General features: G+C 71.3%; 23 protein-coding genes and 2 riboswitches. Of the genes, 10 read left to right on the top strand and 13 right to left on the bottom strand.

All coding sequences use genetic code 11. The annotated features are described in order from the left end of the window. Positions 1-34: 34 nt before the first annotated feature. The 3 genes from AC07DC_RS20410 to AC07DC_RS20420 all read left to right on the top strand — a co-directional run bounded on the left by AC07DC_RS20410 (position 35) and on the right by AC07DC_RS20420 (position 5,356). A complete protein-coding gene (locus tag AC07DC_RS20410) occupies positions 35-1,699 on the top strand; it encodes a serine/threonine-protein kinase (protein ID WP_478915790.1) in 1,665 nt (554 codons plus the stop codon). Between the two features lie 151 nt (positions 1,700-1,850). After that, entirely contained in the window at positions 1,851-3,461 is a 1,611-nt protein-coding gene (locus AC07DC_RS20415) for a succinic semialdehyde dehydrogenase (RefSeq protein ID WP_478915791.1), read from the top strand. 62 nt (positions 3,462-3,523) lie between these two features. Further along, positions 3,524-5,356, top strand: a complete 1,833-nt coding sequence (locus tag AC07DC_RS20420; RefSeq protein WP_478915792.1) for a GMC oxidoreductase — start codon at positions 3,524-3,526, stop codon at positions 5,354-5,356. 502 nt (positions 5,357-5,858) lie between these two features. Here AC07DC_RS20420 and AC07DC_RS20425 read toward each other — a convergent pair. Continuing rightward, positions 5,859-6,170: a chorismate mutase gene (locus AC07DC_RS20425; protein WP_478915793.1), complete on the bottom strand. Its 312-nt coding sequence runs from the start codon at positions 6,168-6,170 to the stop codon at positions 5,859-5,861. Positions 6,171-6,477: 307 nt separating this feature from the next. On the opposite strand from AC07DC_RS20425, the gene guaA reads away from it, so the two are divergent. The 3 genes from guaA to AC07DC_RS20440 all read left to right on the top strand — a co-directional run bounded on the left by guaA (position 6,478) and on the right by AC07DC_RS20440 (position 9,764). Continuing rightward, positions 6,478-8,073, top strand: coding sequence for a glutamine-hydrolyzing GMP synthase (gene guaA / locus AC07DC_RS20430; protein WP_478915794.1), 1,596 nt, complete (start codon positions 6,478-6,480; stop codon positions 8,071-8,073). Positions 8,074-8,229: 156 nt separating this feature from the next. Next, positions 8,230-9,048, top strand: coding sequence for a class II aldolase/adducin family protein (locus AC07DC_RS20435; protein WP_478915795.1), 819 nt, complete (start codon positions 8,230-8,232; stop codon positions 9,046-9,048). 170 nt (positions 9,049-9,218) lie between these two features. Beyond that, positions 9,219-9,764, top strand: a complete 546-nt coding sequence (locus tag AC07DC_RS20440; RefSeq protein WP_478915796.1) for a DoxX family protein — start codon at positions 9,219-9,221, stop codon at positions 9,762-9,764. 119 nt (positions 9,765-9,883) lie between these two features. Here AC07DC_RS20440 and AC07DC_RS20445 read toward each other — a convergent pair whose 3' ends face one another. Further along, positions 9,884-11,185, bottom strand: coding sequence for a PspC domain-containing protein (locus AC07DC_RS20445; RefSeq protein ID WP_478915797.1), 1,302 nt, complete (start codon positions 11,183-11,185; stop codon positions 9,884-9,886). 208 nt (positions 11,186-11,393) lie between these two features. On the opposite strand from AC07DC_RS20445, the gene AC07DC_RS20450 reads away from it, so the two are divergent. Both AC07DC_RS20450 and AC07DC_RS20455 read left to right on the top strand, forming a co-directional pair. Further along, a complete protein-coding gene (locus AC07DC_RS20450) occupies positions 11,394-12,674 on the top strand; it encodes a PspC domain-containing protein (RefSeq protein WP_478915798.1) in 1,281 nt (426 codons plus the stop codon). Then, positions 12,671-13,342, top strand: a complete 672-nt coding sequence (locus AC07DC_RS20455; RefSeq protein WP_138352966.1) for a LuxR C-terminal-related transcriptional regulator — start codon at positions 12,671-12,673, stop codon at positions 13,340-13,342. The genes AC07DC_RS20450 and AC07DC_RS20455 overlap by 4 nt, the downstream gene beginning before the upstream one ends. Positions 13,343-13,513: 171 nt before the next feature. Here the strand turns inward: AC07DC_RS20455 and AC07DC_RS20460 are convergent, their stop codons facing one another. From AC07DC_RS20460 to AC07DC_RS20470, 3 genes are all read right to left on the bottom strand, one after another. Beyond that, the gene (locus AC07DC_RS20460) at positions 13,514-13,822 is read right to left on the bottom strand and encodes a helix-turn-helix domain-containing protein (protein WP_478915799.1); all 309 of its coding nucleotides are present in this window, start codon (positions 13,820-13,822) and stop codon (positions 13,514-13,516) included. Next, the gene (locus AC07DC_RS20465; protein WP_478915800.1) at positions 13,822-14,187 is read right to left on the bottom strand and encodes a type II toxin-antitoxin system RelE/ParE family toxin; all 366 of its coding nucleotides are present in this window, start codon (positions 14,185-14,187) and stop codon (positions 13,822-13,824) included. Before AC07DC_RS20465 ends, AC07DC_RS20460 begins: the two co-directional genes overlap by 1 nt. A gap of 67 nt (positions 14,188-14,254) precedes the next feature. Continuing rightward, positions 14,255-14,707: an ATP-binding protein gene (locus AC07DC_RS20470; RefSeq protein ID WP_478915801.1), complete on the bottom strand. Its 453-nt coding sequence runs from the start codon at positions 14,705-14,707 to the stop codon at positions 14,255-14,257. Between the two features lie 94 nt (positions 14,708-14,801). Between AC07DC_RS20470 and AC07DC_RS20475 the strand changes: the two genes are divergently transcribed. Further along, on the top strand, positions 14,802-15,611 hold the full coding sequence (locus AC07DC_RS20475) for a Scr1 family TA system antitoxin-like transcriptional regulator (protein ID WP_478915802.1): 810 nt from the start codon (positions 14,802-14,804) through the stop codon (positions 15,609-15,611). After that, positions 15,608-15,865 carry a DUF397 domain-containing protein gene (locus AC07DC_RS20480; protein WP_478915803.1) on the top strand — a complete coding sequence of 86 codons (258 nt, stop codon included), beginning with the start codon at positions 15,608-15,610 and terminating at the stop codon, positions 15,863-15,865. The genes AC07DC_RS20475 and AC07DC_RS20480 overlap by 4 nt, the downstream gene beginning before the upstream one ends. 17 nt (positions 15,866-15,882) lie before the next feature. Here the strand turns inward: AC07DC_RS20480 and AC07DC_RS20485 are convergent, their stop codons facing one another. The 8 genes from AC07DC_RS20485 to AC07DC_RS20520 form a co-directional block, all read right to left on the bottom strand. Next, positions 15,883-16,950, bottom strand: coding sequence for a C40 family peptidase (locus AC07DC_RS20485; protein ID WP_478915804.1), 1,068 nt, complete (start codon positions 16,948-16,950; stop codon positions 15,883-15,885). A 293-nt stretch (positions 16,951-17,243) separates the two neighbouring features. Then, complete coding sequence (locus AC07DC_RS20490; protein ID WP_478915805.1) at positions 17,244-17,840, bottom strand: hypothetical protein; 597 nt, start codon at positions 17,838-17,840, stop codon at positions 17,244-17,246. Next, positions 17,837-19,264: a DUF58 domain-containing protein gene (locus AC07DC_RS20495; protein WP_478915806.1), complete on the bottom strand. Its 1,428-nt coding sequence runs from the start codon at positions 19,262-19,264 to the stop codon at positions 17,837-17,839. The genes AC07DC_RS20490 and AC07DC_RS20495 overlap by 4 nt, the downstream gene beginning before the upstream one ends. Beyond that, the gene (locus tag AC07DC_RS20500; protein ID WP_478915982.1) at positions 19,261-20,256 is read right to left on the bottom strand and encodes an AAA family ATPase; all 996 of its coding nucleotides are present in this window, start codon (positions 20,254-20,256) and stop codon (positions 19,261-19,263) included. Before AC07DC_RS20500 ends, AC07DC_RS20495 begins: the two co-directional genes overlap by 4 nt. Before the next feature lie 227 nt (positions 20,257-20,483). Beyond that, positions 20,484-20,969 carry a hypothetical protein gene (locus tag AC07DC_RS20505; protein WP_478915807.1) on the bottom strand — a complete coding sequence of 162 codons (486 nt, stop codon included), beginning with the start codon at positions 20,967-20,969 and terminating at the stop codon, positions 20,484-20,486. Then, a complete protein-coding gene (locus tag AC07DC_RS20510; protein WP_478915808.1) occupies positions 20,966-21,976 on the bottom strand; it encodes a DUF4129 domain-containing protein in 1,011 nt (336 codons plus the stop codon). Before AC07DC_RS20510 ends, AC07DC_RS20505 begins: the two co-directional genes overlap by 4 nt. A gap of 4 nt (positions 21,977-21,980) precedes the next feature. Then, positions 21,981-23,033 (bottom strand): C40 family peptidase, encoded by a 1,053-nt coding sequence (locus tag AC07DC_RS20515; RefSeq protein WP_478915809.1) that lies wholly within the window; start codon positions 23,031-23,033, stop codon positions 21,981-21,983. Beyond that, positions 23,032-23,196, bottom strand: a riboswitch (cyclic di-AMP (ydaO/yuaA leader). Its footprint overlaps the gene before it by 2 nt. A gap of 138 nt (positions 23,197-23,334) precedes the next feature. Then, positions 23,335-24,486: a C40 family peptidase gene (locus tag AC07DC_RS20520; RefSeq protein ID WP_478915810.1), complete on the bottom strand. Its 1,152-nt coding sequence runs from the start codon at positions 24,484-24,486 to the stop codon at positions 23,335-23,337. A 6-nt stretch (positions 24,487-24,492) separates the two neighbouring features. Then, positions 24,493-24,651, bottom strand: a riboswitch (cyclic di-AMP (ydaO/yuaA leader). Positions 24,652-24,656 lie beyond the last annotated feature (5 nt).

The following is a 24,656-nucleotide window of genomic DNA, read 5'->3' on the forward strand; positions in this document are numbered from 1 at the left end:
CACGTGGTGGGCATGACAGGGCATGATGGGACCCATGGCGAGCGACGGGGGACACGGCATGTCCCCGTACATGTCCGGCCTGCCGGGACCCGTCGCCGGCCGGTACCGGATCACCGGGCGGCTGGGCCGCGGCGGCATGGGCACCGTGTGGCGGGCGACCGACGAGCTGCTGGACCGGCAGGTCGCGGTCAAGGAGCTGCACCTCAACGAGGGGCTGTCCGAGAGGGACGAGCAGCTGTACCGGGACCGCGCCCTGCGCGAGGCCCGGAGCGTGGCGCAGATCCGGCACCCGCATGTCGTCGTCCTGCACGACGTGGTCGAGCAGGACGGCCGGCCGTGGATCGTGATGGAGCTGATCGACGGCCGGTCGCTGGCCGATGTGCTCTCCAAGGACGGCCCGGTGGAGCCGCGCGAGGCGGCCAGGATCGGCGCCGCGGTGGCGGGTGCGCTGCACGCCGCGCACGAACGCGGGGTGCTGCACCGGGACATCAAGCCGGCCAACGTCCTGATCGAGCGGGACACCGGGCGGGTCGTGCTCACCGACTTCGGGATCGCGCGGGTGTCGGGAACGACGACACTGACCGAGACCGGGGTGTTCGTCGGTTCGCCCGAGTACACCTCGCCGGAGCGGATGTCGGGGGCGATGGCGGGGCCGGAGTCCGACCTGTGGTCGGTGGGCGTGCTGCTGTGCGCGTCCGTCGACGGGCACTCGCCGTTCCGCCGCGATTCGATCGGCGGGGTGCTGCACGCCGTCGTCTTCGACGAGATCCGCCCGCCCGCCAGCGCCGGCCCGCTGCTGCCGGTCGTCACGGCGCTGCTGGAGCGCGACACCGGCCGCCGGATGGGCGCGGTCGCGGCGGAGCTGTGGCTGCGCACGTACGCCGAGACCGGCGAGGCCACCGAGACGGGACACGTCCCGACCATCACCCAGGACACCGTGGTCCCGCCGGATCCCGGCCCGGCTCCGGATCCCGGCCCGGCTCCGGCTCCGGGCCAGGCTCCAGGCGGCCAGGCTTCGGATCCGACCCCGCCCCTGACGGCTTCGCCGTTCCCTGTCGCGTCTCCCAAGGGCCGGAAGTCCCGCAGGGGAGTGCTGGTGGGCGCGCTGCTCGCGCTGGTCGTCGGGGGTGGCGTGACCGCCGCTGTGCTGACGATGAACGGTGCCGACGGCAGCGCGAACACCGTGACGAAGCCGCAACCCTCCTCGCACCCTCCGTCGGCCGCGCCCACCACGCCCCCCGTCACGCCGAGCTCCACCCCGGTCCCGGCCGGATTCCGTACCGTCACCGACGTGTCGGGCTTCTCGGTGGTGCTCCCCAGCGGCTACGGCCGGTCGGTCGTTCCACCGCGGATCTTCTACTACTCGCCGGGCAAGGAGTTCCGGTTCGGCGTCCGCAACGACAAGCCGGACCCGAAGGGCCCGATGGCGGTGATGACCGCGCAGCACCGCGCGGGCGCGGCCGCGTACAAGGGATACCGGGACGGGTTCGTCACGGAGACGACCAAGGGCGGCGGACCGGCCGCGCTCTGGGAGTTCACCTGGGACGGCTACCCGGGCGGCGGCGCGCGCCGCACGTTCGACCTGTGCTGGACCGAGAACGGGCGGCAGTACGACATGTGGGTCTCGTCGCCGGTGGAGAAGTCGGAGCAGGGCCGTCGGACCTTCGACACGGCGCGGGACACCTTCACGCCGCGCTGACACCGTTCACCCTGCGCTGACACCGTTCACCCCGCGCTGAGCTGCGGAAATCAAGATCACGCCAGCGATTACTGGCTCAATTGTGCTCGTCAGGTGAAAAGTAGCTACTGATGGGTACCCAGAGGCGCCCATCAGCCGTAATCTCGCCGCTATGACGGACTCGCTCGGCACCACGCGCCCCACCGACGGCAACCCGGCGGCACCCACCACCGCCAGAGGAGCCCAGGACGTCGTCACCCCCGACCTCGTCGCGCGGCTGACGCGTGGCGTCATCGGCAGCGGCCGCACCAGTAACCACACCCCGCTCACCGGCGAGAAGCTCGCCGACCTCCCGGAGGCGAGCCCGGACGAGGTCGCCACCGCCTTCGAGCGGGCCCGCGCCGCCCAGCACGCCTGGGCGGCCACCCCGGTACGGCAGCGCGCCGCCGTGCTGCTGCGCTTCCACGACCTGGTGCTCAGCCGGCAGAGCGAAGTCCTCGACCTCATCCAGTTGGAGACCGGCAAGGCCCGGCTGCACGCCCACGAAGAGGTCCAGGCCGTCATCATGTCCGCCCGCCACTACGGCCGCCGGGCCCCCGCGTACCTCAGGCCGAAGAGTCACGGCGGTGCCGTTCCCGTCCTGACCAAGGTGGTCGAGCTGCGCCAGCCGCGCGGTGTCGTCGGCCAGATCGCGCCCTGGAACTACCCGTTCGAGCTGTCGGTCGGTGACGCGCTCCCCGCGTTCGCCGCGGGCAACGCCGTCGTCATGAAGCCCGACACCGAGACCGCGCTCACCGCCCTGTGGGCGCGCGAGCAGCTCATCGAGGCCGGACTGCCCGCCGATGTCTGGCAGATCGTGATCGGCGAGGGCCCCGTCATCGGCCCGTCCCTCGTCGAGCACGCCGACTACGTCTCCTTCACCGGTTCCACCCGCACCGGCCGCGATGTCGCCCAGCGCGCCGCCGCCCGGCTGATCGGCGTCTCCCTCGAACTCGGCGGCAAGAACGCCATGCTCGTGCTGCGCGACGCCGACCTCGACAAGGCCGCGGAAGGCGCCGTCCGCGCCTGCTTCGCCTCCGCCGGTCAGCTCTGCGTCTCCATCGAGCGGCTCTTCGTGGACGAGACCGTCGCCGACGCCTTCCTGGAGAAGTTCGCCGCCCGCACCAAGGCGCTCAAGCTCGGCACGGCCCTCGCCTTCGGCGCCGGCATGGGATCGCTGGCCGGCGAACGCCAGCTGGAGACCGTCAGCCGGCACGTCGACGAGGCCCGGTCCAAGGGCGCCACGGTCCTGGCCGGCGGACAGGCCCGCCCGGACATCGGCCCCTACGTCTACGAGCCGACGATCCTGGACGGCGTCGAGGCGCCGATGTCGGTCTGCACCGAGGAGACCTTCGGCCCCGTCGTCTCCGTCTACCGCTTCCGCGACGAGGACGAGGCCGTCGAGCGCTCCAACGCGACCCCGTACGGTCTCAACTCCAGCGTCTGGACCAAGGACACCCGCCGCGGTGGGCGCATCGCCGCGCGGCTGCGCTCCGGAACCGTCAACGTCAACGAGGGGTACGCCCCCGCGTACGGCAGCGTCCAGGCGCCGATGGGCGGCATGAAGGACTCCGGCCTCGGCCGCCGGCACGGCTCCGAGGGCATCCTCAAGTTCACCGAGGCGCAGACCGTCGCGACCCAGCGGCTGCTGCCGATGGCGCCGTCGATGGGCATGGACGACGCGAAGTACGCGGCCTTCATGAGCCGTTCGCTGCGCGTGATGAAGGCGCTCCACCTGCGCTGATCCGCCGAGTGCGGCGCTGGTGACGGCGTTTGTCACCGCATCTGTGACGGCATGTGTACGGCATGTGTGACGGCAGTTCGAAGGCAACATCCGCTACGGAGGAACCTGTGTCGCGTGACCTGCCCGGCTACGACTACGACGTCATCGTCATCGGCTCCGGCTTCGGGGGCTCGGTGTCCGCCCTCCGGCTGACGGAGAAGGGCTACCGCGTCGGCGTACTCGAAGCCGGGCGCCGCTTCACGCGCGAGACGCTGCCCAAGAACTCCTGGGACATCCGCAACTTCCTCTGGGCGCCGTCGCTCGGCCTCTACGGCATCCAGCGCATCCATCTGCTGAACAACGTCCTCGTGCTCGCCGGCGCGGGGGTCGGCGGCGGTTCGCTGAACTACGCCAACACCCTGTACGTGCCGCCGAAGGCGTTCTTCGACGACCGCCAGTGGGGCCACATTACCGACTGGCAGGCGGAGCTCAAGCCGTACTACGACCAGGCCCAGCGGATGCTCGGCGTCCGGCTCAACCCGACGCTCACCCCCTCCGACGTGCACCTGAAGGCGGCCGCCGAGAAGATGGGGGTCGGCGACACCTTCCACATGGCGCCGGTCGGCGTCTTCTTCGGGGACGGCCAGGACGCCGACGGCGAGGCGAAGGCCGAGCCCGGCGGCGAGGTCGCCGACCCGTACTTCGGCGGCGCGGGCCCGTCGCGGCGCGCCTGTACCGAGTGCGGGGAGTGCATGACCGGCTGCCGGCACGGCGCCAAGAACACCCTCAACGAGAACTACCTGCACCTCGCCGAGAAGGCCGGCGCCGTCATCCACCCCATGACGACGGTCGTGGGCCTGTCCGAGGACCCCGCGGGCGGCTACCGCGTCGCGACCGCGCCGACCGACAAGAAGCGCAAGGGTAAGCGGCAGGTGCTGCGCGCCCGGCAGATCGTCGTCGCCGCCGGCACCTACGGCACCCAGACGCTGCTGCACACCATGCGCGACGCGGGCGAACTGCCCGGCATCTCCGCGAAGCTCGGCGAGCTGACCCGCACCAACTCCGAGGCCCTGGTCGGCGCCCAGACCGACAACCGCCGCTACCGCAAGGCGCACGGCGCGGCCAAGGTCGACTTCACCCAGGGCGTCGCCATCACGTCCTCGATCCACCCCGACGCCAACACCCACATCGAGCCGGTCCGCTACGGCAAGGGCTCCAACTCCATGGGCGCCCTCACCATCCTCCAGGTCCCGCACGGCACCCGCGCCCCCAAGGCGCTCGCCTTCGCCGCGGCCTGCGCGCGCCACCCGATGCTCACGTTGCGGTCGCTGTCCAACCGCCGCTGGTCGGAGCGGACCATCATCGGCCTGGTCATGCAGTCGCTCGACAACTCGCTGACCACGTACCGCAAGCCCAAGGGCCTGGGCAAGGGACTGCTCACCGCCAAGCAGGGCCACGGCGCGCCCAACCCCGAGCACATCCCCGAGGGCGCCGAGGCCGCCCGGCTCATCGCCGAGGAGATCAACGGTTTCGCGGGCAGCAACGTGGGCGAGCTGATGGGGACGCCGCTGACCGCGCACTTCCTCGGCGGCTGCGCGATCGGCGAGGACGCCGAGCACGGCGTGATCGACCCGTACCACCGGCTCTACGGGCACCCGGGCATCCATGTCGTGGACGGCGCCGCCGTCTCCGCCAACCTCGGGGTGAACCCCTCGCTCACGATCACCGCCCAGGCCGAGCGGGCGATGTCGTTCTGGCCGAACAACGGGGACGAGGACACCCGCCCCACCCAGGGCGAGGCCTACGTACGCCTGCCCGCGGTGCAGCCGCGGACCCCGGCCGTCCCCGAGGACGCCTTCGCCGCTCTACGACTGCCGCTGCTGCCCGTCCCCCCGATCCCGCCGAAGGCGGTCTGACGCTGAGCGCTGAACGTGCTGCCGGCCGTCGCCGGGAAGTGTCGCCGGGAATCGTGTCGCCCGGAATCGTGTCGTCGTGAGGAGGGTCGCCGGACGGGGTCGCCGGGCGGGGTCGCCGGGCGCGGGGGGCAGGACGTACTCCGATCGGGCGTCGGAAGTCCGTTCCCGGTGTCGCTGATGAGTAATGTGGGCTTCGCAGAGCGGCCGGATCCCAGCGTCCTGGGAGCCGACCGCCTCTTTGGAGTTGTGACCGAACGGCTGTCCCCTGCCGGCCGGTCACGGAGCCCGGAGCGAGGTCCCACGGCCTGCCGCACGAATGGGCAGGCCTCATCGCTCCGAATTAACACCCCGCCCAGCTGCGTCTGAGCGGCGTCCTGTTGGTCCACGCGTGGTTGTGGTCGACCGCCCCTGGCTGGCACGGACACCCCATCCAACGAAGGGGCCCCGGGCCGGTCACGTGCCGTACGGGTGATGCCGCCCGAACGGGCGATCCGCAGAAACGTCACACGCGGCCACGGCACAGCTCCAGCAGAGTCATCGCAAGGGTCGTGCCGGGCCGGCCCAGCTCATCGCTGAAGTGGTTCAGGACCTCCATCTCGCGGGACAGGTTGACCCGGCGCCCGCCCGACGCGATCCGGGCCCGCTGGATCTCCGACGAGACGGCCATCCGCTCCGTGACCAGCGCGATGATCCTGGTGTCGAGATCGTCGATCCGGCCCCGGGCTCCTGTGATGAGGGCCACTGCCTCGTCCGTGCGGGCGCCGGTCTCGGCGGGAGCGGGGGCCGTGGTGACTGCTGCCGTCTGGGTGCTCATCGTGATGTCTCCTGTGGTGATCGGGCCGAACCGGGCCCGGAGACGACAGACGCCCCGGACCGAAAGGTCCGGGGCGCCTGGGAAGTCGCTTGTCAGTAGCTCAAGCAGCACGACCATGGCAGCCGGACCAGCCGGTGCCATAGGTAAACGCGAAGATCGCGTAGTGCGTGTTCGAGGACATGCGGCCCAGTATGCCGACGAACACTCCGGGTAGCCAGCCGGCGACCGGATGGTGAGACGGGGGCGGCCTCGCGGAAACGGTAGAATCAGGGTCCGATCCCTCGTACACAACGCCGGAAGGCCGCCCGTGGCATCAGCGACCCCAGCCGCCCCCGACCACACCCCGGACGCCGTCCTGGTGGTGGACTTCGGAGCGCAGTACGCCCAGCTCATCGCCCGACGCGTCCGCGAGGCCCGGGTCTACAGCGAGATCGTCCCCAGCACCATGCCGGTGGACGAGATGCTCGCGAAGAACCCGAAGGCGATCATCCTCTCCGGCGGTCCCTCGTCGGTCTACGCCGAGGGCGCCCCCTCGCTCGACAAGGCGATCTTCGAGGCCGGGGTCCCGGTCTTCGGCATGTGCTACGGCTTCCAGCTGATGGCGGTGGCGCTCGGCGGCACCGTCGACGACAACGGTGCCCGTGAGTACGGCCGCACCGGGCTGTCCGTCAGCAAGCCCGGCTCGACGCTCTTCGAGGGCACCCCCACCGAGCAGTCGGTGTGGATGTCGCACGGCGACGCGTGCTCGGCGGCGCCCGCCGGCTTCGCCGTCACCGCCTCCACCGACGTGGTGCCCGTCGCCGCCTTCGAGGACGACGCGCGCAAGCTCTACGGCGTCCAGTACCACCCCGAGGTGCTGCACTCCACGCACGGCCAGCAGATCCTGGAGCACTTCCTGTACCGCGGCGCGGGCATCGCGCCGGACTGGACGACGACCAACGTCGTCGAGGAGCAGGTCGCGGCGATCCGCGCCCAGGTCGGCAATAAGCGCGCGATCTGCGGGCTGTCGGGCGGCGTGGACTCCTCGGTGGCCGCGGCCATCGTGCAGAAGGCCATCGGATCCCAGCTGACCTGCGTGTACGTCGACCACGGGCTGCAGCGCAAGGGCGAGTCGGAGCAGGTCGAGAAGGACTTCGTCGCGGCCACCGGCGTCCAGCTGAAGGTCGTCGATGCGGAGGAGCGCTTCCTGACCGCGCTCGCCGGCGTCACCGACCCGGAGACCAAGCGGAAGATCATCGGCCGCGAGTTCATCCGCGTCTTCGAGCAGGCCCAGGCCGAGCTCGTCGCCGAGGCGGGCGCGGCCGGCGAGGACGTCGCCTTCCTGGTGCAGGGCACCCTGTACCCGGACGTCGTCGAGTCCGGTGGCGGCACCGGCACCGCCAACATCAAGTCGCACCACAACGTGGGCGGGCTCCCGGACGACATCGAGTTCGAGCTCATCGAGCCGCTGCGCAAGCTCTTCAAGGACGAAGTCCGGATGGTCGGCCAGGAGCTGGGCCTGCCGGAGGAGATCGTCCAGCGCCAGCCGTTCCCCGGCCCCGGCCTCGGTATCCGCATCGTCGGCGAGGTCACCAAGGAGCGCCTGGACCTGCTGCGCGAGGCGGACTTCATCACCCGCGAGGAGCTCACCGCGGCCGGCCTGGACCGGGAGATCTGGCAGTGCCCGGTCGTCCTGCTCGCCGACGTCCGCTCGGTCGGCGTCCAGGGCGACGGCCGCACCTACGGCCACCCGATCGTGCTGCGCCCGGTCTCCTCGGAGGACGCCATGACCGCCGACTGGTCGCGCCTCCCGTACGACGTCCTCGCCAAGATCTCCACCCGCATCACGAACGAGGTCGCCGACGTCAACCGCGTCGTCCTGGACGTGACGAGCAAGCCCCCGGGCACCATCGAGTGGGAGTGACCTCCCGCTGAGCGGTCGGGCAGCCGAGCTGCCGGGCTGTTGAGCCGCCGAGCCCGCACAGCGCCGCCCCTCCTGATGCCGGAGGGGCGGCGCTGTCGTTCCCGGGCTCGCTCCGCGCTCTGTTCTTCTCGCCTACCGCGCGGTAGCTTCCGCTGCATGGCCGACTTCCTCCCGCAGCCCTCACCAGGGCGCACGCCGCCGCAGCCGATACCCACCGAGCAGCTGCACTTCGCGCTGCCGCAGACGTTCACCAACACCGACGACGAGCGGCAGCACCGCAAGGAGCGGCTGGTGGCCGCGTTGCGGCTGTTCGGGCGGTTCGGGTTCGAGGAGGGCGTGGCCGGGCACATCACGGCGCGCGACCCGGAGTTCACCGACCATTTCTGGGTCAATCCGTTCGGGATGAGCTTCAAGCTCATCACCGTCAGCGACCTGATCCTGGTCAACCACGCGGGCCAGGTCGTGGAGGGCCGCTTCCACGTCAACCAGGCGGCCTTCGCGATCCACGCACAGGTGCACCAGGCGCGCCCCGACGTGATCGCCGCCGCGCACAGCCACTCGACGTACGGGCGGGCGCTGTCGTCGCTCGGGGAGCTGCTGGACCCGATCACGCAGGACGTCTGCGCGTTCTACGAGGACCATGCACTCTTCGACGACTACACGGGCGTCGTGGTCGACGAGGAGGAGGGCCGCCGGATCGCGGAGGCGCTCGGTCCGCACAAGGCCGTCATCCTGCGCAACCACGGCCTGCTGACGGTCGGGGACTCGGTCGACGCGGCGGCCTGGTGGTTCATCACGATGGAGCGGTCCTGCCAGGTGCAGCTGACGGCACGGGCGGCCGGCAAGCCGGTGCTGATCGACCACGAGAGCGCCGTCCACACCCACGGGCAGCTGGGCAACGACCTCGTCGCCTGGATCAACTACCAGCCGCTCTACCAGCAGATCTCACGCAGCGAGCCCGATCTGTTCGGCTAGTTCCGGCGGGATCCCGGGCGATCCCGCCGGATCCGACCGGATCCGGATCCATTCGCCGGGAACTGAGTCGGATCTCAGCGGTGTACGTACCTCCCGGTGAGAGAGTCGTGCGTGAAGAATCGTTTCCTACATTCCTCGGGGGACGCGTACGACGGGAGAGGCGGGACATCATGCTCCGAACCTGGCGGGAGGCCGCTTCGCGGTATGCGTTGATGCCGCTGCGGGTCTTCCTCGGCGTGACCTTCATCTACGCGTCGCTCGACAAGCTCACCGGCTCGGTGTTCTTCACCGATTCGGCGCCGGGGTCGCTGGTCGGCACCCTGCACGCGGTGCGTGACAGTGCGGCGATCCCGGCGATGGTCGATCTCGCGCTCAAGGCGCCGCACGCCTTCGGATACGCCATCGCCTTCGGCGAGCTGGCTGTCGGCATCGGTATCCTCATCGGCCTGTTCGGTCGCCTCGCAGCGCTCGGCGGCGCGGCGATCTCGCTCAGCCTGTGGCTGACGGTCAGCTGGGCCACCGATCCGTACTACTACGGCAACGACCTGGTGTACCTGATGGCCTGGCTGCCGCTGATCCTCGCCGGGACCCCGCTGCTGTCCGCCGACGGACTCATCGCTTCACGCCGCCGTTCCACCGTCGCCCCGGTGCCGCCGCCGAACCAGCCGGGTGACCATCGACGCCACCGCGGCGAAAGCCAGACCGCCGCCCGCTAGGGCGACCGTCAGCTGCCGGGACGGATCCCAGCCACCGGCGGCGTCCAGCAGGAACATCGTCGCGAGGCCCAGCAGCACCAGTCCCATCACGAGGGACGCGGGCTCGAATCCATGCCGCTTCACCGGACCACCCTCATCTGTCCCGCGCCCACCTCGACGTCGAGTTCGATCGTGCCGGTCGACGGGATGCCCGCGTCCGGTTCGAAGACCACCTGGCTGCGCATGTCCGAGCTGATGTCCACACCGTGGTTGGTCTTGCCCGGCAGCTGCACCTCGCCGAAGCCCATCTTGTAGTTGAGCCGGACGGTGGCGTTCCTCGGCAGCCGGATCTCCGCGCGGCCCGCGCCGACCTCCAGCGAGGTCGTGACGGTCTTCCCGCCGAGGGGCAGTGCCGTCAGGTCCAGCAGGCCGTGTCCTGTGCCCTGCTCGTAGTGGGCCTGGAGGTCCGAGACGGCCACCGGCCGCCAGTCCGTCGTCGCCCAGTCGGTGGTCATCGTCTTGGGCACGGCGGCGGCGCCCACCAGCAGCGCGGTCGTCAGCACGGCCCAGAAGGCCGTACCGCCCCTGGCCCGGCCGGTCCAGGCGCTGAGGACGAAAGCCAGACCGAAGACGGCCAGCGAGGACGCCAGCCCGATCTCCAGGGCCGTACCGAGCGGGTGCCCGTGCCAGGCCGCCGCCGTGCCGATCGCCCCTGCCATCAGCGCCACGAAGAACGCCAGCACGCCCAGCCAGGACGACTCCCGCCGGGCCGCGGACTTCCTGGCCCGCCAGGCCTGGCGGTCCTGCTCCTCGTACGGGCCGTCGTCCGGCCCCCACAGATAGCCCGTGGAGCTGCTCACGCCGGCCGAGAAGTCCTTGGTCAGCGGATCGCGCCACCACGACGGTGTCACCGGGCTCGGCGGCGCCTGCGCGGCGGGCGGGGCGTCGGCGGCCGGTCCGGCCGCCACCGCGTCCGCCTCCCCGGCGAGCTTGGCGCGGCGGCGCTGCTGCGACCAGTAGACGGCGCCCACCACGGCGGCGAGCAGCAGGATCGAGAAGGCCTGGTTGGGGCCGTTGCCGAGCATCGACGCGTACAGGCCGCAACCGACCAGCGCGACGAGCACCGCGGTCAGCGCCGTCCCCTCGACCCGGCCGGACAGCAGCCGGTGCGCCTCGCTCTGGTCCTCGCCCTCCTGCGGGATGACCAGCCAGGCCATGCCGTACACGATCAGGCCGATACCGCCGGTGAGCGACAGCACGGCGAGCACGATCCGGAAGATCACCGGATCGATCTCGAAGTAGCGGCCCGCGCCGTCGCACACACCCGCGACCACCCGGCGGCGGCTGCGAACGATGCGGCGCCGGGCCGGGGGTTCCGGTGAGTCCGGGAGATCCGGGGTGGCGTCGGCCGGCTCGAAGGCCGGCCTGCTCTCCTGCGTCATGCCTCCATGGTGGCGGTCCCGGCCGCCGCCCGGCACCAGGTGCAACCCTGGCCGATCCCTGACCTACCCCCCAGGGGGCCGGGTTCCTGACCCATCACCCAGGTCGGTGGGCCCCGGGGGCACCCGGGCTCCTGGTCCCAGGGGGTCAGGGTGACCTCCGGGGGTAACCCTGATGCCCGGGGCGGCCCCGGCGTGTGACGATCGGGGTATGCCAGCCACCCCCCCTGCTCCTGCGACGGGCGCCTCCTACCTGAAGCAGCCCGACCCGGCGGACCCGCCGGCGCGCAAGCTCTACCGCAGCTCCGAGGGCCGGATGATCGGCGGAGTGGCGCGCGGGCTCGCCGGGCACCTCGGGCTGCCGGTGTCGTGGGTGCGCGTGGTGTTCGTGGTGCTCGCGACGTTCAACGGGCTCGGCATCCTCCTCTACGCGCTCTTCTGGTTCTTCGTGCCGCTCGGCGTCGGCGGGGTGAGCGAGGCGAAGGAGCCGCGCGACGCCAAGTCCTGGCTGGCCGGGCGGCGGCCCGACAAGGGCCAGATCCTCGCGCTCATCGCGCTCTTCATCGGCCTCGGCATCCTCGTCAGCAATCTGAACCTGGGCGCGGCCAACGCCGCCATCTGGCCGCTGCTGGTCATCGGCCTCGGCGTCGCCCTCGTCTGGCGGCAGGCCGACAACGCCCGCCGCAGCCGCTGGGTCGAGATGAGCCAGGGCAAACGGTTCTGGCCGATCGCCCGCGGCGCCGCCGGCGTGCTGCTGGTCGGGGCCGGGGTCACCGGCTTCCTCGTGGTGCGCAGTTCCGGCAGCCACATCGGCGGCATCCTGCAGGCGGCGCTCGCCGTGCTGGTCGGCGTGGCACTGATCGCCGGGCCGTACCTCGTACGCCTGACCCAGGACCTGTCCGCCGAGCGGCTGATGCGCATCAGGGCCCAGGAGCGTGCCGAAGTCGCCGCGCACGTCCACGACTCCGTACTGCACACCCTCACCCTCATCCAGCGCAACGCCGAGGACCCGCGCGAGGTCGCCCGCCTCGCCCGCGCCCAGGAACGCGAGCTGCGCGCCTGGCTGTACCGGCCGGAGGGCACCGGCAAGGAGGACGAGCCGACCAACTTCGCCGACGCCGTACGCAAGGCCGCCGCCGAGGTGGAGGACGCCCACGGGGTGCCCGTCGAGGTCGTCTGCGTCGGCGACTGCCCGCTGGACGACAATCTGGTCGCACAGATGGCAGCCGCACGCGAGGCAATGGTGAACGCGGCCAAGTACGGTGGCGACGAAGCGGTTCAGGTGTACGCCGAGGTCGAGGAGCGCAAGGTCTTCGTGTCCGTACGGGACCGGGGGCCGGGATTCGACCTCGACCAGGTGCCGGACGACCGCATGGGGGTCCGGCAGTCGATCATCGGCCGCATGCAGCGGAACGGCGGCGAGGCGCGACTGCGCAGCGCACCGGGCGGGGGCACGGAAGTGGAACTCGAAATGGAGAGGGTGGCGTCATGACTGAGGACCGACGCGTAAGGGTCGTGCTCGTCGACGACCACCGGATGTTCAGGACCGGTGTACAGGCCGAGATCGGCGAGACCGAACGAACGGGTGTCGAGGTCGTCGGCGAGGCCGCCGACGTCGACCAGGCCGTCACGGTCATCACCGCGACCCGCCCCGAGGTCGTCCTCCTGGACGTGCACCTCCCCGGCGGCGGCGGCGTCGAGGTGCTGCGCCGCTGCGCGCCGCTCATGGGGGACGCGGAGCGCCCGGTGCGCTTCCTGGCGCTGTCGGTCTCCGACGCCGCCGACGACGTCATCGGCGTCATCCGCGGCGGCGCGCGCGGCTACGTCACCAAGACCATCACCGGCCCCGACCTGGTCTCCTCCATCTTCCGGGTCTCCGACGGCGACGCCGTCTTCTCCCCGCGACTGGCCGGCTTCGTCCTCGACGCCTTCGCCTCGACGGACGCCCCGCCGGTCGACGAGGACCTGGACCGCCTCACCCAGCGCGAGCGGGAGGTCCTGCGCCTGATCGCCCGCGGCTACGCGTACAAGGAGATCGCCAAGCAGCTCTTCATCTCGGTGAAGACCGTCGAGTCCCACGTCTCGGCCGTACTCAGGAAGCTGCAGCTCTCCAACCGGCACGAGCTCACGAGGTGGGCGACGGCACGCCGCCTGGTCTGACGCGAGGCGCCTCGCGGCGCGGTGCGGCCGGGTGGGTGGCTGCCGTCAGAGCTGTGTGGAGTGCTTTTCTGCGTCGCGTCGCGCCTTGACCAGGCGGAGGGGGAGGCGCGAAGCGACGCAGAAAAACACTTCGGGATCTCTGACCTCAGCAACTACCGGATCTAGAGGTTGTTACGCGGCGTGTGCCTCGAACCACAGCGAACCCAGTTCGTGCCCCGGGGTGAGGCGGACGTCGGAGTCCAGCGCAGCGGCCAGCGTGCGGAGCAGTAGTAGCGTCGGCTCAGTGCCGCCCTCCTCGATGCACTCGATGGCGTCCTGCGTCATCCCGGCCCGTTCCGCCAGCTCCGCCGTGCTGAGGCCGAGGGCCACGCGCCGGTCGTAGAGGGCTTTGCCGAAGGCCAGGGACTCTCGGATCGCGATCCGCTCGGGGTCCTCCGCCTCAAGGCCGGAGGGAACCCAGCGGGTGTGCCGGCTTGCCATTACGCCTCCCGCTTGTACGACTCGTTCACGGGTCCATGATGCTCGCTGTCACAGACTTTCTGCGCCCGCACAGCCCGGTCGATCTGGGCCTGCTCGTGCTGCTTGGTCTTGCGGAACACCGTGAGCAGCGCGATCGTCCTGCTCGGAGTGATCCAGTAGGTGATACGGGCGGCGATGTCTCGCAGGCGGATGCGCAGCTCCCGGACCGGCCCCTCCAGATGGTCGGACCAAGGGCCACCGATGCCTGTACCCAATTCCGCGAGCAGGCTGACGACCTCGTCCACCCGCTTGAAATCGTGAACGGTGAGGCTGTCCAGCCACGCGCGTACTTCCGGTTCGATTTCGACGCGGTACAACTCGCTCACTGGCCATTCCTTCCACCTCATGCTCCTCAACCGCCGGTCGATGAACAACGGCGCGACTTCGCAGGAGTCACTGCGGAACGAGCTCGACGTCGACGGTCAGTTCGAACCAGACCGTCTTGCCGATGCCGCAGGGGCGCGGGCCGGCGTCCCACGCCTCCGCGAGAGCGGCGACGAGGGCGAGGCCCCGGCCGGACTCGTCGTCCGGGAACGCCCGGCCGAGCCGGGGAAGCTCGTTGCACGCGTCCGAGACCTCGACGCGGAGCGTCGTGCCGGAGAGCACGCAGCGCGCGCTGATCTCCCGGCCCGGCGACGCGTGCCCGTGACGGCACGCGTTCGTCATCAGCTCACTGAGGAGGAGGACGGCGGTGTCCGCCGTCTCCTCCGGCACCCGCCATGAACTCGACTGATGACGTAAGAGCGTTCGGGCGCGGCCGACGCTGCGGGGATGGCGCGGCAGGCGCCATTCGATGTCCTGGGGGAGGCCGCCGGGTCGTGCGACCGGGGAAGTTCCGACGTTCATGGGTCATACCGTGCCGGGCGGGGCATAGCCTCGGCAGTAACGACGCGAGTACGTACCGTAGCTGTACCTGCCGGGTACCGGAGGGGCGGAATCCATGACGAACGGCGAGTCTCCGCCCCCGATGGCGTGGCGCTACTGCGGCAACCAGATCAAGCTCTGGCGTACGCGGGCGGCGATCAGCCGCGAGGAGTTGGGCAAGGAGGCGGGCTACGAGTACGAGTCCGTGAAGTCGATGGAGATGGGGCGCCGGAAACCGGCGGTGAGGCTGCTCGAAGTCGCGGACGAGATGTGTGGCGCGCACGGCTTGTTGGTCGCCGCGCAGGACTATCTGAAGCCCGAGCGGTTCCCCTCGTACTCGATGGATTTCATCCGGTACGAAGCTGAGGCCCTGGTGCTCAGTTCCTTTGAGAACCAGTACATCCCCGGGCTGCTCCAGACTGAGGAGTATGCGCGGTCGCTGATCAACTCGTATTGGCCGCCGCTGGACGATGAGACGGTTGAGGAGCGTGTCGCGGCGCGCGTTGCACGCCAGGATCTGTTGAAGACGCAGACCAAGTCGTTCAATTTCACGATTGGGGAGTTCCCCCTTCGCTACCCCATCGGATGCGTCGAGGAACACAGGCGTCAGCTACAGCATCTCCTGGCCGCGAGCCAGGCGCGTCATGTGACGGTCCAAGTTGTTCGTGCCGGGGGCGCTCACCCCGGGCTTCGAGGTCCGTTTGTGTTGCTGGAGACGCCTGAGCATGAGCAGCTCGCATACGAGGAGGGGCAGATGGTGGGCCTTCTCTACGCGGAGCCCGACAAGGTCGGCGTTCTCCTCCAGCGTCATGCAATGATCCTTCGACAGGCTCTCAGCCCCGACGCTTCGGCGTGCCTCATAAGGGAGTTGGCGGAGGAACTATGAGCAATCAGCTGACGTGGTTCAAGTCCGGCTACAGCAACGACGAGGGCGGCAACTGCATCGAAGTCGCCCTCTCCTGGAGCAAGTCCAGCCACAGCGGCACCGAAGGCGGCGCCTGCGTCGAGGTTGCCGCCTGCCCCACCACCGTTCACGTCCGCGATTCCAAGGACCAGGACGGCCCCCAGCTCGCCTTCGCGCCTGACGCCTGGGCGGCGTTTGTTGCCTTTGCCGCCGCCCAGAACGTCGGCCGGCACTGACTGATCCTGCTCCGCCGTCAGGACGGCCTGCTCGCGCCCGCGAACGGCATCTCGCTGATCGGGGCGATGCGTACCGGTGCGCCCGGGTGCGGGGCGTGGATCATCTGGCCGTTGCCGATGTAGAGACCGACGTGGCTGATGCCGGAGTAGAAGAAGACCAGGTCGCCGGGTTGGAGTTGGGAATCGGAGACGCGCTGGCCGGCGTTGATCTGGGTGTACGTGGTGCGCGGGAGTGAGACGCCCGCGGCTTTCCAGGCGGCTTGGGTGAGGCCGGAGCAGTCGTAGGAGGACGGTCCGGTGGCGCCCCAGACGTAGGGGAGGCCGATGGCGCCGTAGGCGAAGGCGACGGCCTGGGCGGCGCGGGCGGAGGGGGCCTTGATGTCGCCGGGGGCGATCGGGACGCGGGCGCTGGAGCGGTCGGCGTGTGCGGTGTCGGACGAGGCCGCGTCGCCGCCGTCGTCCACGCTGGCCCGCTGGGCGGCCGTGAGGCGGTCCAGGAGGGCCTGGGCGTCGTGCAGCTTGGTCTCGATGGTGCGCTTGTGTTCTGCGAGCTTGGTCTGGGCGTCGCTCAGCGTGGCGAGCTTGGCGTCCGCCGCGTCGTGCGTCGTGTTGATCTCGCGCTGCTGCTCGCCGAGGGTGTGCAGGATGTCGGCCTGCCGGCCGCTCACCTGGTCGATGAGGGCGGCGCGTTCGAGATAGGTGTCCGGGGTGGAGTCCAGCGCGAGCTGCATGGCCGGGTCGATGCCGCCGGAGCGGTACTGCGCGGCGGCGATGGAGCCGATCTGGTCGCGGGTGGCGTTGAGCCGCGCGGTCTTGCGGGCCATCTCGTCCTGGAGCCTGCCCACGTCGGCGCGGGCGTTGTCGGCCGCCTCCTTGGCGCCGTTGTACTGCTCGGTGGCCTGTTCCGCCTGCTGGTACAGGGCGTCGACCTGGGTCTTCACCTCGCCGACGCTGAGCTGCGGTTCGGCCTGGCTGGTTTCGCCGAAGGCGGTGACGGACGCGGCTCCCGCCATGGCGAGGGTGGCCGCGGTTCGTGCGGTGGTACCGGTGAGTGAGCGCTGCTTGGGCTTTCTGTGCGACGCCACGCGGCCGTCACTCCTTTTGTGCCTAGCTGGGCCCGCCTGTTGGGACCTCGATCCGGCGGCGTCCGCACGGGGAAGCGGAACACCGCCGGATCTTCGGCGGGGGTGGCCGTGCCGTCGTGGTCCGACGGCAGTGGGGTTCGGCCACCTGGAGGAGGACGCTAAACCTGAGGGGTGCGGAGGAGTACGGCGTAGAGCAGGTCTGGTCCCAATCGGCCGCTGGTTGCTCGCTGATGATCAGTGTTCGACGGGTGACGCGGTCACTTCTCGAACGGCCTTGACCGATGGGGCAGTTGTCACTCCGTGGGCGGCTCGGCACTGCTACGGGGCGTGCTCGGCCGCCGGGGCCTGCGCGGCCACAGGGCTGTCCCCACGGCGTACGCCACGGCGCACATCGCGGCGGCGGCGACCGCCGGGCCCCAGGCGCTGCCGTCGGAGGGGGCGAACGCGGCGAACAGCACCAGCGCGCTCGCGCCGTACGCGGTCAGCGGGATGTGCCGCGCGCGCAGCTGGCGGACGCCCGCCGGGCCCGCGGCGCAGGCGTCGACGATGAGGAGATAGGTCAGCAGCAGGGCCGCGACGCACGACGCCAGCCAGACGGGCGGCGTGCTGAAGGCGGCGAGGACGACGCAGCTGACGGCGAAGACCGTGTTGCGGTGCTGGGAGAGCAGCGCCGCCTTGCGGGCCGAGTACTGGACCGGGCGCCGGACGAGCGGCGGGGCGGCCCACCAGGCCAGCGCGACCGCGGCGAGCGGCGTCAGCACGTCGCCCAGGGTGGGAGAGCCGGTGACCGCCGGGTCGCAGGCCGCGAGGGCCAGCGCGACACCGAGGCCGCGCACCGCCCGGACCGGAGCCTGCGGAAGGGACGTGGCAGAGGTCGGGGCCGGGGTCATCGGGTCCTGCCCTGGATTCGGGTGCGGAGCAACGGTGCGAGGGCGAGGTCGAGGCTCTTGCCTGCGGACTGGGGGACGACCGGGATGCCGCGTTCGCGCAGCGCGAACCGCATCGCCGCCCGGTCGGCCAGCCAGAGCCGCCGGGCCAGGTGCCCCACGGTGTCGCCGGGTGCGATGTACGGGGCGCCGGTCGGGATCTCGATGACGACCAGCGGGTTGCCGCGTTGCGCGAGATCGCCCAGCACCTCGAGGATGCGCTCGTCGGCGAGCTGGGTGATGGCGTAGACGAGGGCGCCGCGGGGCAGCGCGGGCGGTGGCAGGCGCTGGAGGGCGGGGACGGTGTAGCCGAGGTCCTTGCGGACCTCCAGCACGCTCTCGACGATCCGGTAGAAGTAGCCCCCGCCGGAGCCGGGTTGCAGCCAGCGCAGCGAGCCGCCGATCGAGACCAGGCCGACCCGGTCGTGGCTGCGCAGATAGGCGCGGGTGAGGCCGGCCGCGGCGCGCACCGTCTCGTCGAGTCCGGAGGCGCCGGTCGCGGGGTCGATGAAGTCGACGAGCGCGTCGACCAGCACGACGGTGTCGGCGGTGCGTTCGGCGGCGAACTGGTTGATCTGGATGGCGCCGCGCCGGGTGGTCGACGGCCAGTGGATGCGCCGCTGCCGTTCGCCCCAGATGTGCGGGCGGACGCCGACGACCTCGATGCCGTCGCCGTTCTGCCGGGCGGTGTGCTCGCCGAGCCGGTCCGGCAGCCGGACCGGGATGGGGGTGAGGGAGGCCTGCGTGGGCACCGGGAAGACCTGGATCTCACCGAGTTCGGCCCGCACGGTCCGACGGGCGAGCCCGCCGGTGTCGTAGACGTCCACATCGACGGTGCCCAGGCTCCAGCGGCCCCAGCGGCGGGCGGTGAGGGTGAGTTCGACGACCGGGCCGGTCACGGCGAGCGCGGTCAGCTCGATGCCGGGGCCGAGGGTGATGCCGGGGTCGATCCAGCCCGCCGCCCCGTCGAAGTCGAGCAGGATGCGGACGGCGATGTCCTCGTTCTCGAAGCAGCGGCTCGGGGAGGTCTCGACGGCGGCGCTCAGCCGGGTCGGCCGGCCGGCCGCCGTGAGGACCCCCGTCAGGGCTCCCACCGCAGCGCCCGGTCCGGCCAGCACGAGCAGGGCGACCGGGCCGGCGGCCAGCGCCAGCAGCCATGCGTGCCCGGTGAGCAGTGCGGCGGCCGCCGCCACGGTGGCCACCGTGAGCAGCCGCAGGGCGCGTTCGCCGGCCCGCCAGCCGGCTGGGGGCGGGGACGGGGGCTCGGCGGGCTCGGCCGCCTCGTCGGCGCCGGCGTCCGGCGGGCCGCCCAGCGCCCGCGCGATGTGCGCCGGGACGGCGGGCGGGCGGGCGGCAGGCCGGCCCGGTGGCTGTCGGCCCGCGGTCATGGCCGCGCTGCCGGCCGCCGGAGCGCGCTGTCCTTGTCGTCGGGCAGGGTCTGTGGCGCCGGTACGGACCGCGCGAGTTCGGCGATGACGTCGTCGGCGTTGATCTGCCGCACCCACAACTCGGGCCGCAGCGTGATGCGGTGCGCGAGGGCCGGGACGACCAGCGCCTTCACGTCCTCCGGGGTGACGTAGTCGCGGCGGTCGAGCACCGCGCGGGCGCGGGCCAGCTGCACGAGCGCGAGGCCGCCGCGCGGCGAGGCGCCGACCTGGATCTGCGGATGGGCGCGGGTCGCGCCGATCAGGGCGACGACGTACGCGATCAGATCGTCGTCGACTTCGACGCTCTCCAGGCTGGCCCGCATCGCGAGCACTTCGGCGGGCGTGCTCAGGGTGTTCAGTACGGCTTCGGGGGCGGCCCGGTCGATGCGGATGCGGAGCATCGTCGCCTCGTCGCGGGCCGGGAGGTAACCCATCCTGACCCGCAGCAGGAAGCGGTCCAACTGGGCCTCGGGCAGGCTGTACGTGCCCTCGTACTCGATGGGGTTGGCGGTGGCGATGACCACGAAGGGCTCGGGCAGCCGCCGGGTGACGCCGTCGACCGAGACCTGCGCCTCGGCCATCGCCTCCAGCAGCGCCGCCTGGGTCTTGGGGGGTGTGCGGTTGATCTCGTCGGCGAGCAGCAGATGGGTGAAGAGCGGGCCGGGACGGAAGACCATCTCGCCGCTGCGCTGGTCGTAGAAGGGCGCGCCGGACACGTCGGAGGGCAGCAGGTCGGGGGTGAACTGGATGCGGCGGAAGTCGAGTCCGAGTGCGGTGGCGAAGGAGCGGGCGAGGAGGGTCTTGCCGAGTCCCGGCAGGTCCTCGATGAGGATGTGGCCGCCGGCGAGGACGCCGAGCATGACGAGTTCGAGGGAATCGGGTTTGCCGACCACGGCGCGTTCGATCTCGCCGAGCACCTGGCGGGCGCGTTCACCGGCCTCGCGGGGCGTCAGGGACGGGGACGCGGTGCTGGTCTCGTTCCGGCCGGAGGTGGGCCGGCCGGCGGCGGGCTGAGCGCCGGCGGGCTGAGCGGTGGAAGGTTGAGCGGCGGGCTGAGCGTCTGCGGGCTGGGCGACGGTGGGTCGAGCGGAGGGCTGGGCCGGCTGGATGGTCGTCACGGTGCTCCTGGGAGGACGTTCGGCGGTTCAGTGGTTCCCATGGGGTCGGTCGGCGGTCCCCGCTACAGCTCGTCGAGGCGGTCGACGACGGCCCGCAGGACCTGCGGCGGGATCGTGCCCTCCGGGGCGGGCCGGTGGGGGTCGATCCAGGGCCACAGCTCGGGGCCGATGACGGCGGCGGCCCGGTCGGGCTGGGTGCGCAGCGAGATCCCGTGCCGCTCGGCGAGCCGGGCCGCGTACAGCCGCTGGATGCCGGGTCGCAGGGTCTGGCTGTAACCGTTCTCGGAGGAGAGCCCCTGGCCGACCGCGCGACCCCAGTCGCCCAGGCGGGGCGTCCGGCGGCCCAGCAGCCGCACCGGTCTGCGGTAGCCGTGGTCCTGGGAGTCGAAGCCCGTCGCGTAGCGGGCGGTGAGCAGGGCGGCGGCCGCGATGAGCACCGCGCCGGTGCCGGCCGCGGGGAACCCGCCGGCCAGGGCGAGGGCGGCCTCGGTACCGGCCGCGGCCGCGCCGAGCACGGCCAGCGTGTGGCGCGTCGAGCCGGGGGTCACCGATCGCCCGCCGGGGCACGGGTGCCGGTCGCGCCTTCGGCAGCGGCCTTCGCGGCGTCCTCCGCAGTGCCTTCCGCAGTGCCTTCCGCGGCGGCCAGTTGGGCCGCGATCGTGTCGAGGGCGGTGCCGGCCCGGCGCAGATGGCCGTCGTCCATCGGGTGGCTGGAGTACCGCGCCTCGCGGAAGAGCTGGGTGAGCTCACCGGCCGCTTCCCCGGTCAGCGTTCCGCCGGCCACCGCGCGGTGCAGCAGGTCCGTGGGGCTGTCCGAGTCGAGCCGGGCGACGCCGGACCGGCCGAGCGTCGACTCCATCGCCGCATAGCAGGCGATCACCGCGGCACGGGCGTCCTCGCCGTGCAGGGCCCGGCGGCCGGAGTCGACGGCGCCGGCGAGCGCGCTCTCGGCGGTGTTCGCGCTGCCGGGGATCAACTGGAGACCGGGTTCGGCCTTGCCCGCCAGGTACCAGCGCAGCCAGCGGACGAGCGCGACGACCACCACGACCGCGCCGAGGACCGCTCCGACGACGAGCAGCAGATGGAAGAGATCGAAGGACGATCCGGCCGACGCCTGCCCGGGTGAGGCCGGTGGCACCGACGGTGAGTCGGTGACGGGCGGCCCGCTCGCCGTCTCGGTCGGGACGCTCTTGTCGTACCGGGGCTCCACGCCCGACGGATTGCTCCGGTGGCTCAGCAGCACGGCGACCGGCACCACCACGGTCGCACCGGTCAACAGCAGGAACGCCGCGCTTTTCAGCCGTTCCGCCACCGGGTCCGGGCTGTCGGTGTGCTGCACCGCCCGGCGGTAGCGGGCGGCGAGCAACGCGCCGCCCGCCACGCACGCCAGGGCCAGCAGCAGGAGGTACCCGCCGTGGTACGAGAGCGGGCCGGAGCTGTCCGGCGGGTCGAGCACCGACCGGCCGCCTCCCGCTCGCAGCGCACCGGCCGCGAGGGCCAGACCGCCGACAGCGGCGGTGGCGAGGAGAACCGGCCGACCGGTGATCCGGGCCAAGGTGTCAGGCGAGACGCACAGCGCCGGCGAACGGCATCCAGCTCATCTTGCCGACCTCGACGACGCCACCGGGGTGCGGGGCGTGCACGATGTTGCCGTTGCCCAGGTAGATGGCGACGTGGCTGATGCCGGAGTAGAAGAAGACCAGGTCGCCGGGGCGCAGCTCGGACTGCGAGACGCGCGTGCCGTCGTTGATCTGGGTGTACGTGGTACGGCTGATGCTGATGCCGGCCGAGCGATACGCGGCCTGGGTGAGGCCGGAGCAGTCGTACGAGTTCGGGCCGGTGGCGCCGGAGACGTACGGCTTGCCGCGCGCGGCGAGGGCGAAGGCGATGGCCTGCGCGGCGCGGCCGCTTGCGGGGCCGTTGTACGTGTAGGACGCGCTGTCGGCGCTGCCGGACTGCTGGGTGTCCAGCGCCGCGACCTTCTTGCGGTCCTCGGCGGTGAGGCTGTTGAGCAGCTTCTGCGCGTCGGCGAGCTTGGCCTGGGCGTTCTTCTTCTCCTCGGCCAGCTTGGTCTGCGCGGCGGTCAGGTCCGCGACGCTCGCGGCGGCCTTGGCGCGCTCGGCCGTCGATGCCGCCTGCTGGGTGCGGAACTCCTTGATGGCCGCTTCCTGCGTGGCCGACATGCGGTCCACGAGGTGGGACTGCTCCAGGAACTTGTCCGGATTGTCGGAGAGCAGCAGGGCGGTGGTCTGGTCGACGCCGCCTTCGCGGTACTGGGCGGCGGCGAACTGGCCCAGGGTCTCCCGCGCTTCGTTCAGCTTCTGGGTCTTCTTGGCGACCTCGGCGAGCAGCAGATCGGCCTTCGCGCGCTGCTGGTCGGTCTTCTCCTTCGCCGCGTTGACGTGCTCCGTGGCGGCTTCGGCCTTCTCACGAAGGTCGTCGACCTGCGCCTTGACCTCCGTGATGGAGGGCTTCGCGGGCGCCGCGCTCGCGGACTCGCTCAGCAGCGTCACAGTGGCCAGCGCCACCGTCGTCAGTCCCACCACGGCGCGGGGGCCGGTGGAGGAGAGTATTCGGGGACGCGGTTTGCGATGCGACGCCAAGGCAGACATTCCTTCCGTGGACCGCTTACCGGGTTAGCTGACGGGTTCGGGCTCTGGAAGGCTGCCCTACGGTGCTGGCGTCCGGTGTGCGGACGTTCGCCCCGATTCACCCCAAGTCTTGCGTGTGGGTCCCCGGTTCCGGCCTCGCGGTCGGATTCAGCGGAGGCAGCTCGCGTCGGCTCTGCACCGGCTTGGGAACGAGCTGCCTAGCGGGCCACCGTAGTCAACTTGAGCGACTCTTGGGAAGTTTCGCTCGGAAGGTGAGCGAAATCGCTTCGATACCTTACCTATTGTGACCGTCGAGCGGGGTTCAGGACGGGCGCGAAGCCCCGTAAATGGGCATTTGGGTGATCGGTGCGATCTTGACGACCGTGCCGGTGTGTGGCGCGTGGATCATGTTGCCGTCGCCTATGTAGAGGCCGACATGGCTGATGTCGTCGTAGAAGAAGACCAGATCCCCGGGCTGCAGATCCGACGTCGAGACGCGCTCGCCGACCTTCACCTGGTCCCAGGTGGTGCGCGGGATGTCGATGCCGGCCGCCTTCCAGGCCGCCTGGGTGAGCCCTGAGCAGTCGTACGAGCTCGGACCCGTCGCGCCCCACACGTACGGCAGGCCGAGCTGCCGGCGGGCGAAGGCGACGGCCTTCGCCCCCTTCGACGACGTGCTGGTGTGGGAACCGGTACCGCCGGTGCCGGTCCCGGTCCCGGTCTTCGCGGCCTCCTTGGCGGCGGCCTCCCGGGCAGCCTTCTCCTTGGCGGCGATCGCCGCGGCGCGCTTGCGGTCCTCCTCCGCCTTCTTGGCCGCCAGCGCCGCCAGCCGGGCCTTCTCCTGCGTGGTGAGGGTGTTGAGGAGCGTCTGCGCCGCCGCCAGCTTCTCCTTGACGGTCTGCTTCTCCGTCTCCAGCTTCGCCCGGGAGGCGTTCAGCGCGTCGAGGCTCTTCACCGCCTCGGTGCGCTTCTGCGTCGTCGTGGCCTGCTGGGTGCGGAAGTTCTCGACCGCTTCCTTCTGGTTGCTGGTCATCCGCTTCATCTGGTGCGTCTGGTCGAAGAACTCCTGCGGATCGGCGGAGAGCAGGAACGCGCTCGTCGTGTCGACACCGCCGCTGCGGTACTGGGCGGCCGCGTACTGGCCCAGGACGCGGCGCGAGTCGTTCAGCGACGCGGTCCGCTGCGCGACCTGGCTCAGCAGCGCCTCGACCTTGGCGCTCTGCTGGTCGGCCTGCTCCTTGGCGCCGTTGTAGCGCTCGGTGGCGACCTCGGCGTCGTGGTTGAGCGCGTCGACCTTCGCCTGGACCTCTTCTATGGAGGGCGGCTGCGGCTGCGCGGGCGCCGCGCTCGCGGTCTCGCCCAGCAGGGTGACGGTGGCCAGCGCCGCCGCGGTGAAACCGACCGCCGCGCGGGGGCCGGTGGTGGTGAGCAGGCCGGCGCGTATGCCGGGGCGGGGTTTGCGGTGGGACGCCAAGACGGGAAGTCCTTCCGTAAACCGCTTACCGGGTTAGCTGTCGGGTTCGGGCTGTCGGAAGGTCGCCCTACGGTCCGAACGGAGTTTCCCGTGCGGGCCGATTCACCCCAGTGATGCTTGTGGGTCCCCGGCTGCGGCTTGCGCCGCACTCAGCGGAGACGGTCCGTGAC

It is taken from the genome of Streptomyces sp. NPDC045021 (assembly GCF_056432645.1).

Excerpts from the sequence above, each read along its gene's own strand:
- AC07DC_RS20435 (WP_478915795.1), top strand. The coding sequence starts at position 8,230 with ATGGCCGACTTCCTCCCGCAGCCCTCACCAGGGCGCACGCCGCCGCAG.
- AC07DC_RS20460 (WP_478915799.1), bottom strand. The coding sequence starts at position 13,822 with ATGGCAAGCCGGCACACCCGCTGGGTTCCCTCCGGCCTTGAGGCGGAG.
- AC07DC_RS20455 (WP_138352966.1), top strand. The coding sequence starts at position 12,671 with ATGACTGAGGACCGACGCGTAAGGGTCGTGCTCGTCGACGACCACCGG.
- AC07DC_RS20425 (WP_478915793.1), bottom strand. The coding sequence starts at position 6,170 with ATGAGCACCCAGACGGCAGCAGTCACCACGGCCCCCGCTCCCGCCGAG.
- AC07DC_RS20450 (WP_478915798.1), top strand. The coding sequence starts at position 11,394 with ATGCCAGCCACCCCCCCTGCTCCTGCGACGGGCGCCTCCTACCTGAAG.
- AC07DC_RS20445 (WP_478915797.1), bottom strand. The coding sequence starts at position 11,185 with ATGACGCAGGAGAGCAGGCCGGCCTTCGAGCCGGCCGACGCCACCCCG.
- AC07DC_RS20415 (WP_478915791.1), top strand. The coding sequence starts at position 1,851 with ATGACGGACTCGCTCGGCACCACGCGCCCCACCGACGGCAACCCGGCG.
- AC07DC_RS20410 (WP_478915790.1), top strand. The coding sequence starts at position 35 with ATGGCGAGCGACGGGGGACACGGCATGTCCCCGTACATGTCCGGCCTG.
- AC07DC_RS20480 (WP_478915803.1), top strand. The coding sequence starts at position 15,608 with ATGAGCAATCAGCTGACGTGGTTCAAGTCCGGCTACAGCAACGACGAG.
- AC07DC_RS20440 (WP_478915796.1), top strand. The coding sequence starts at position 9,219 with ATGCTCCGAACCTGGCGGGAGGCCGCTTCGCGGTATGCGTTGATGCCG.
- AC07DC_RS20515 (WP_478915809.1), bottom strand. The coding sequence starts at position 23,033 with ATGTCTGCCTTGGCGTCGCATCGCAAACCGCGTCCCCGAATACTCTCC.
- AC07DC_RS20490 (WP_478915805.1), bottom strand. The coding sequence starts at position 17,840 with ATGACCCCGGCCCCGACCTCTGCCACGTCCCTTCCGCAGGCTCCGGTC.
- AC07DC_RS20475 (WP_478915802.1), top strand. The coding sequence starts at position 14,802 with ATGACGAACGGCGAGTCTCCGCCCCCGATGGCGTGGCGCTACTGCGGC.
- AC07DC_RS20470 (WP_478915801.1), bottom strand. The coding sequence starts at position 14,707 with ATGAACGTCGGAACTTCCCCGGTCGCACGACCCGGCGGCCTCCCCCAG.
- AC07DC_RS20495 (WP_478915806.1), bottom strand. The coding sequence starts at position 19,264 with ATGACCGCGGGCCGACAGCCACCGGGCCGGCCTGCCGCCCGCCCGCCC.
- AC07DC_RS20420 (WP_478915792.1), top strand. The coding sequence starts at position 3,524 with ATGTGTGACGGCAGTTCGAAGGCAACATCCGCTACGGAGGAACCTGTG.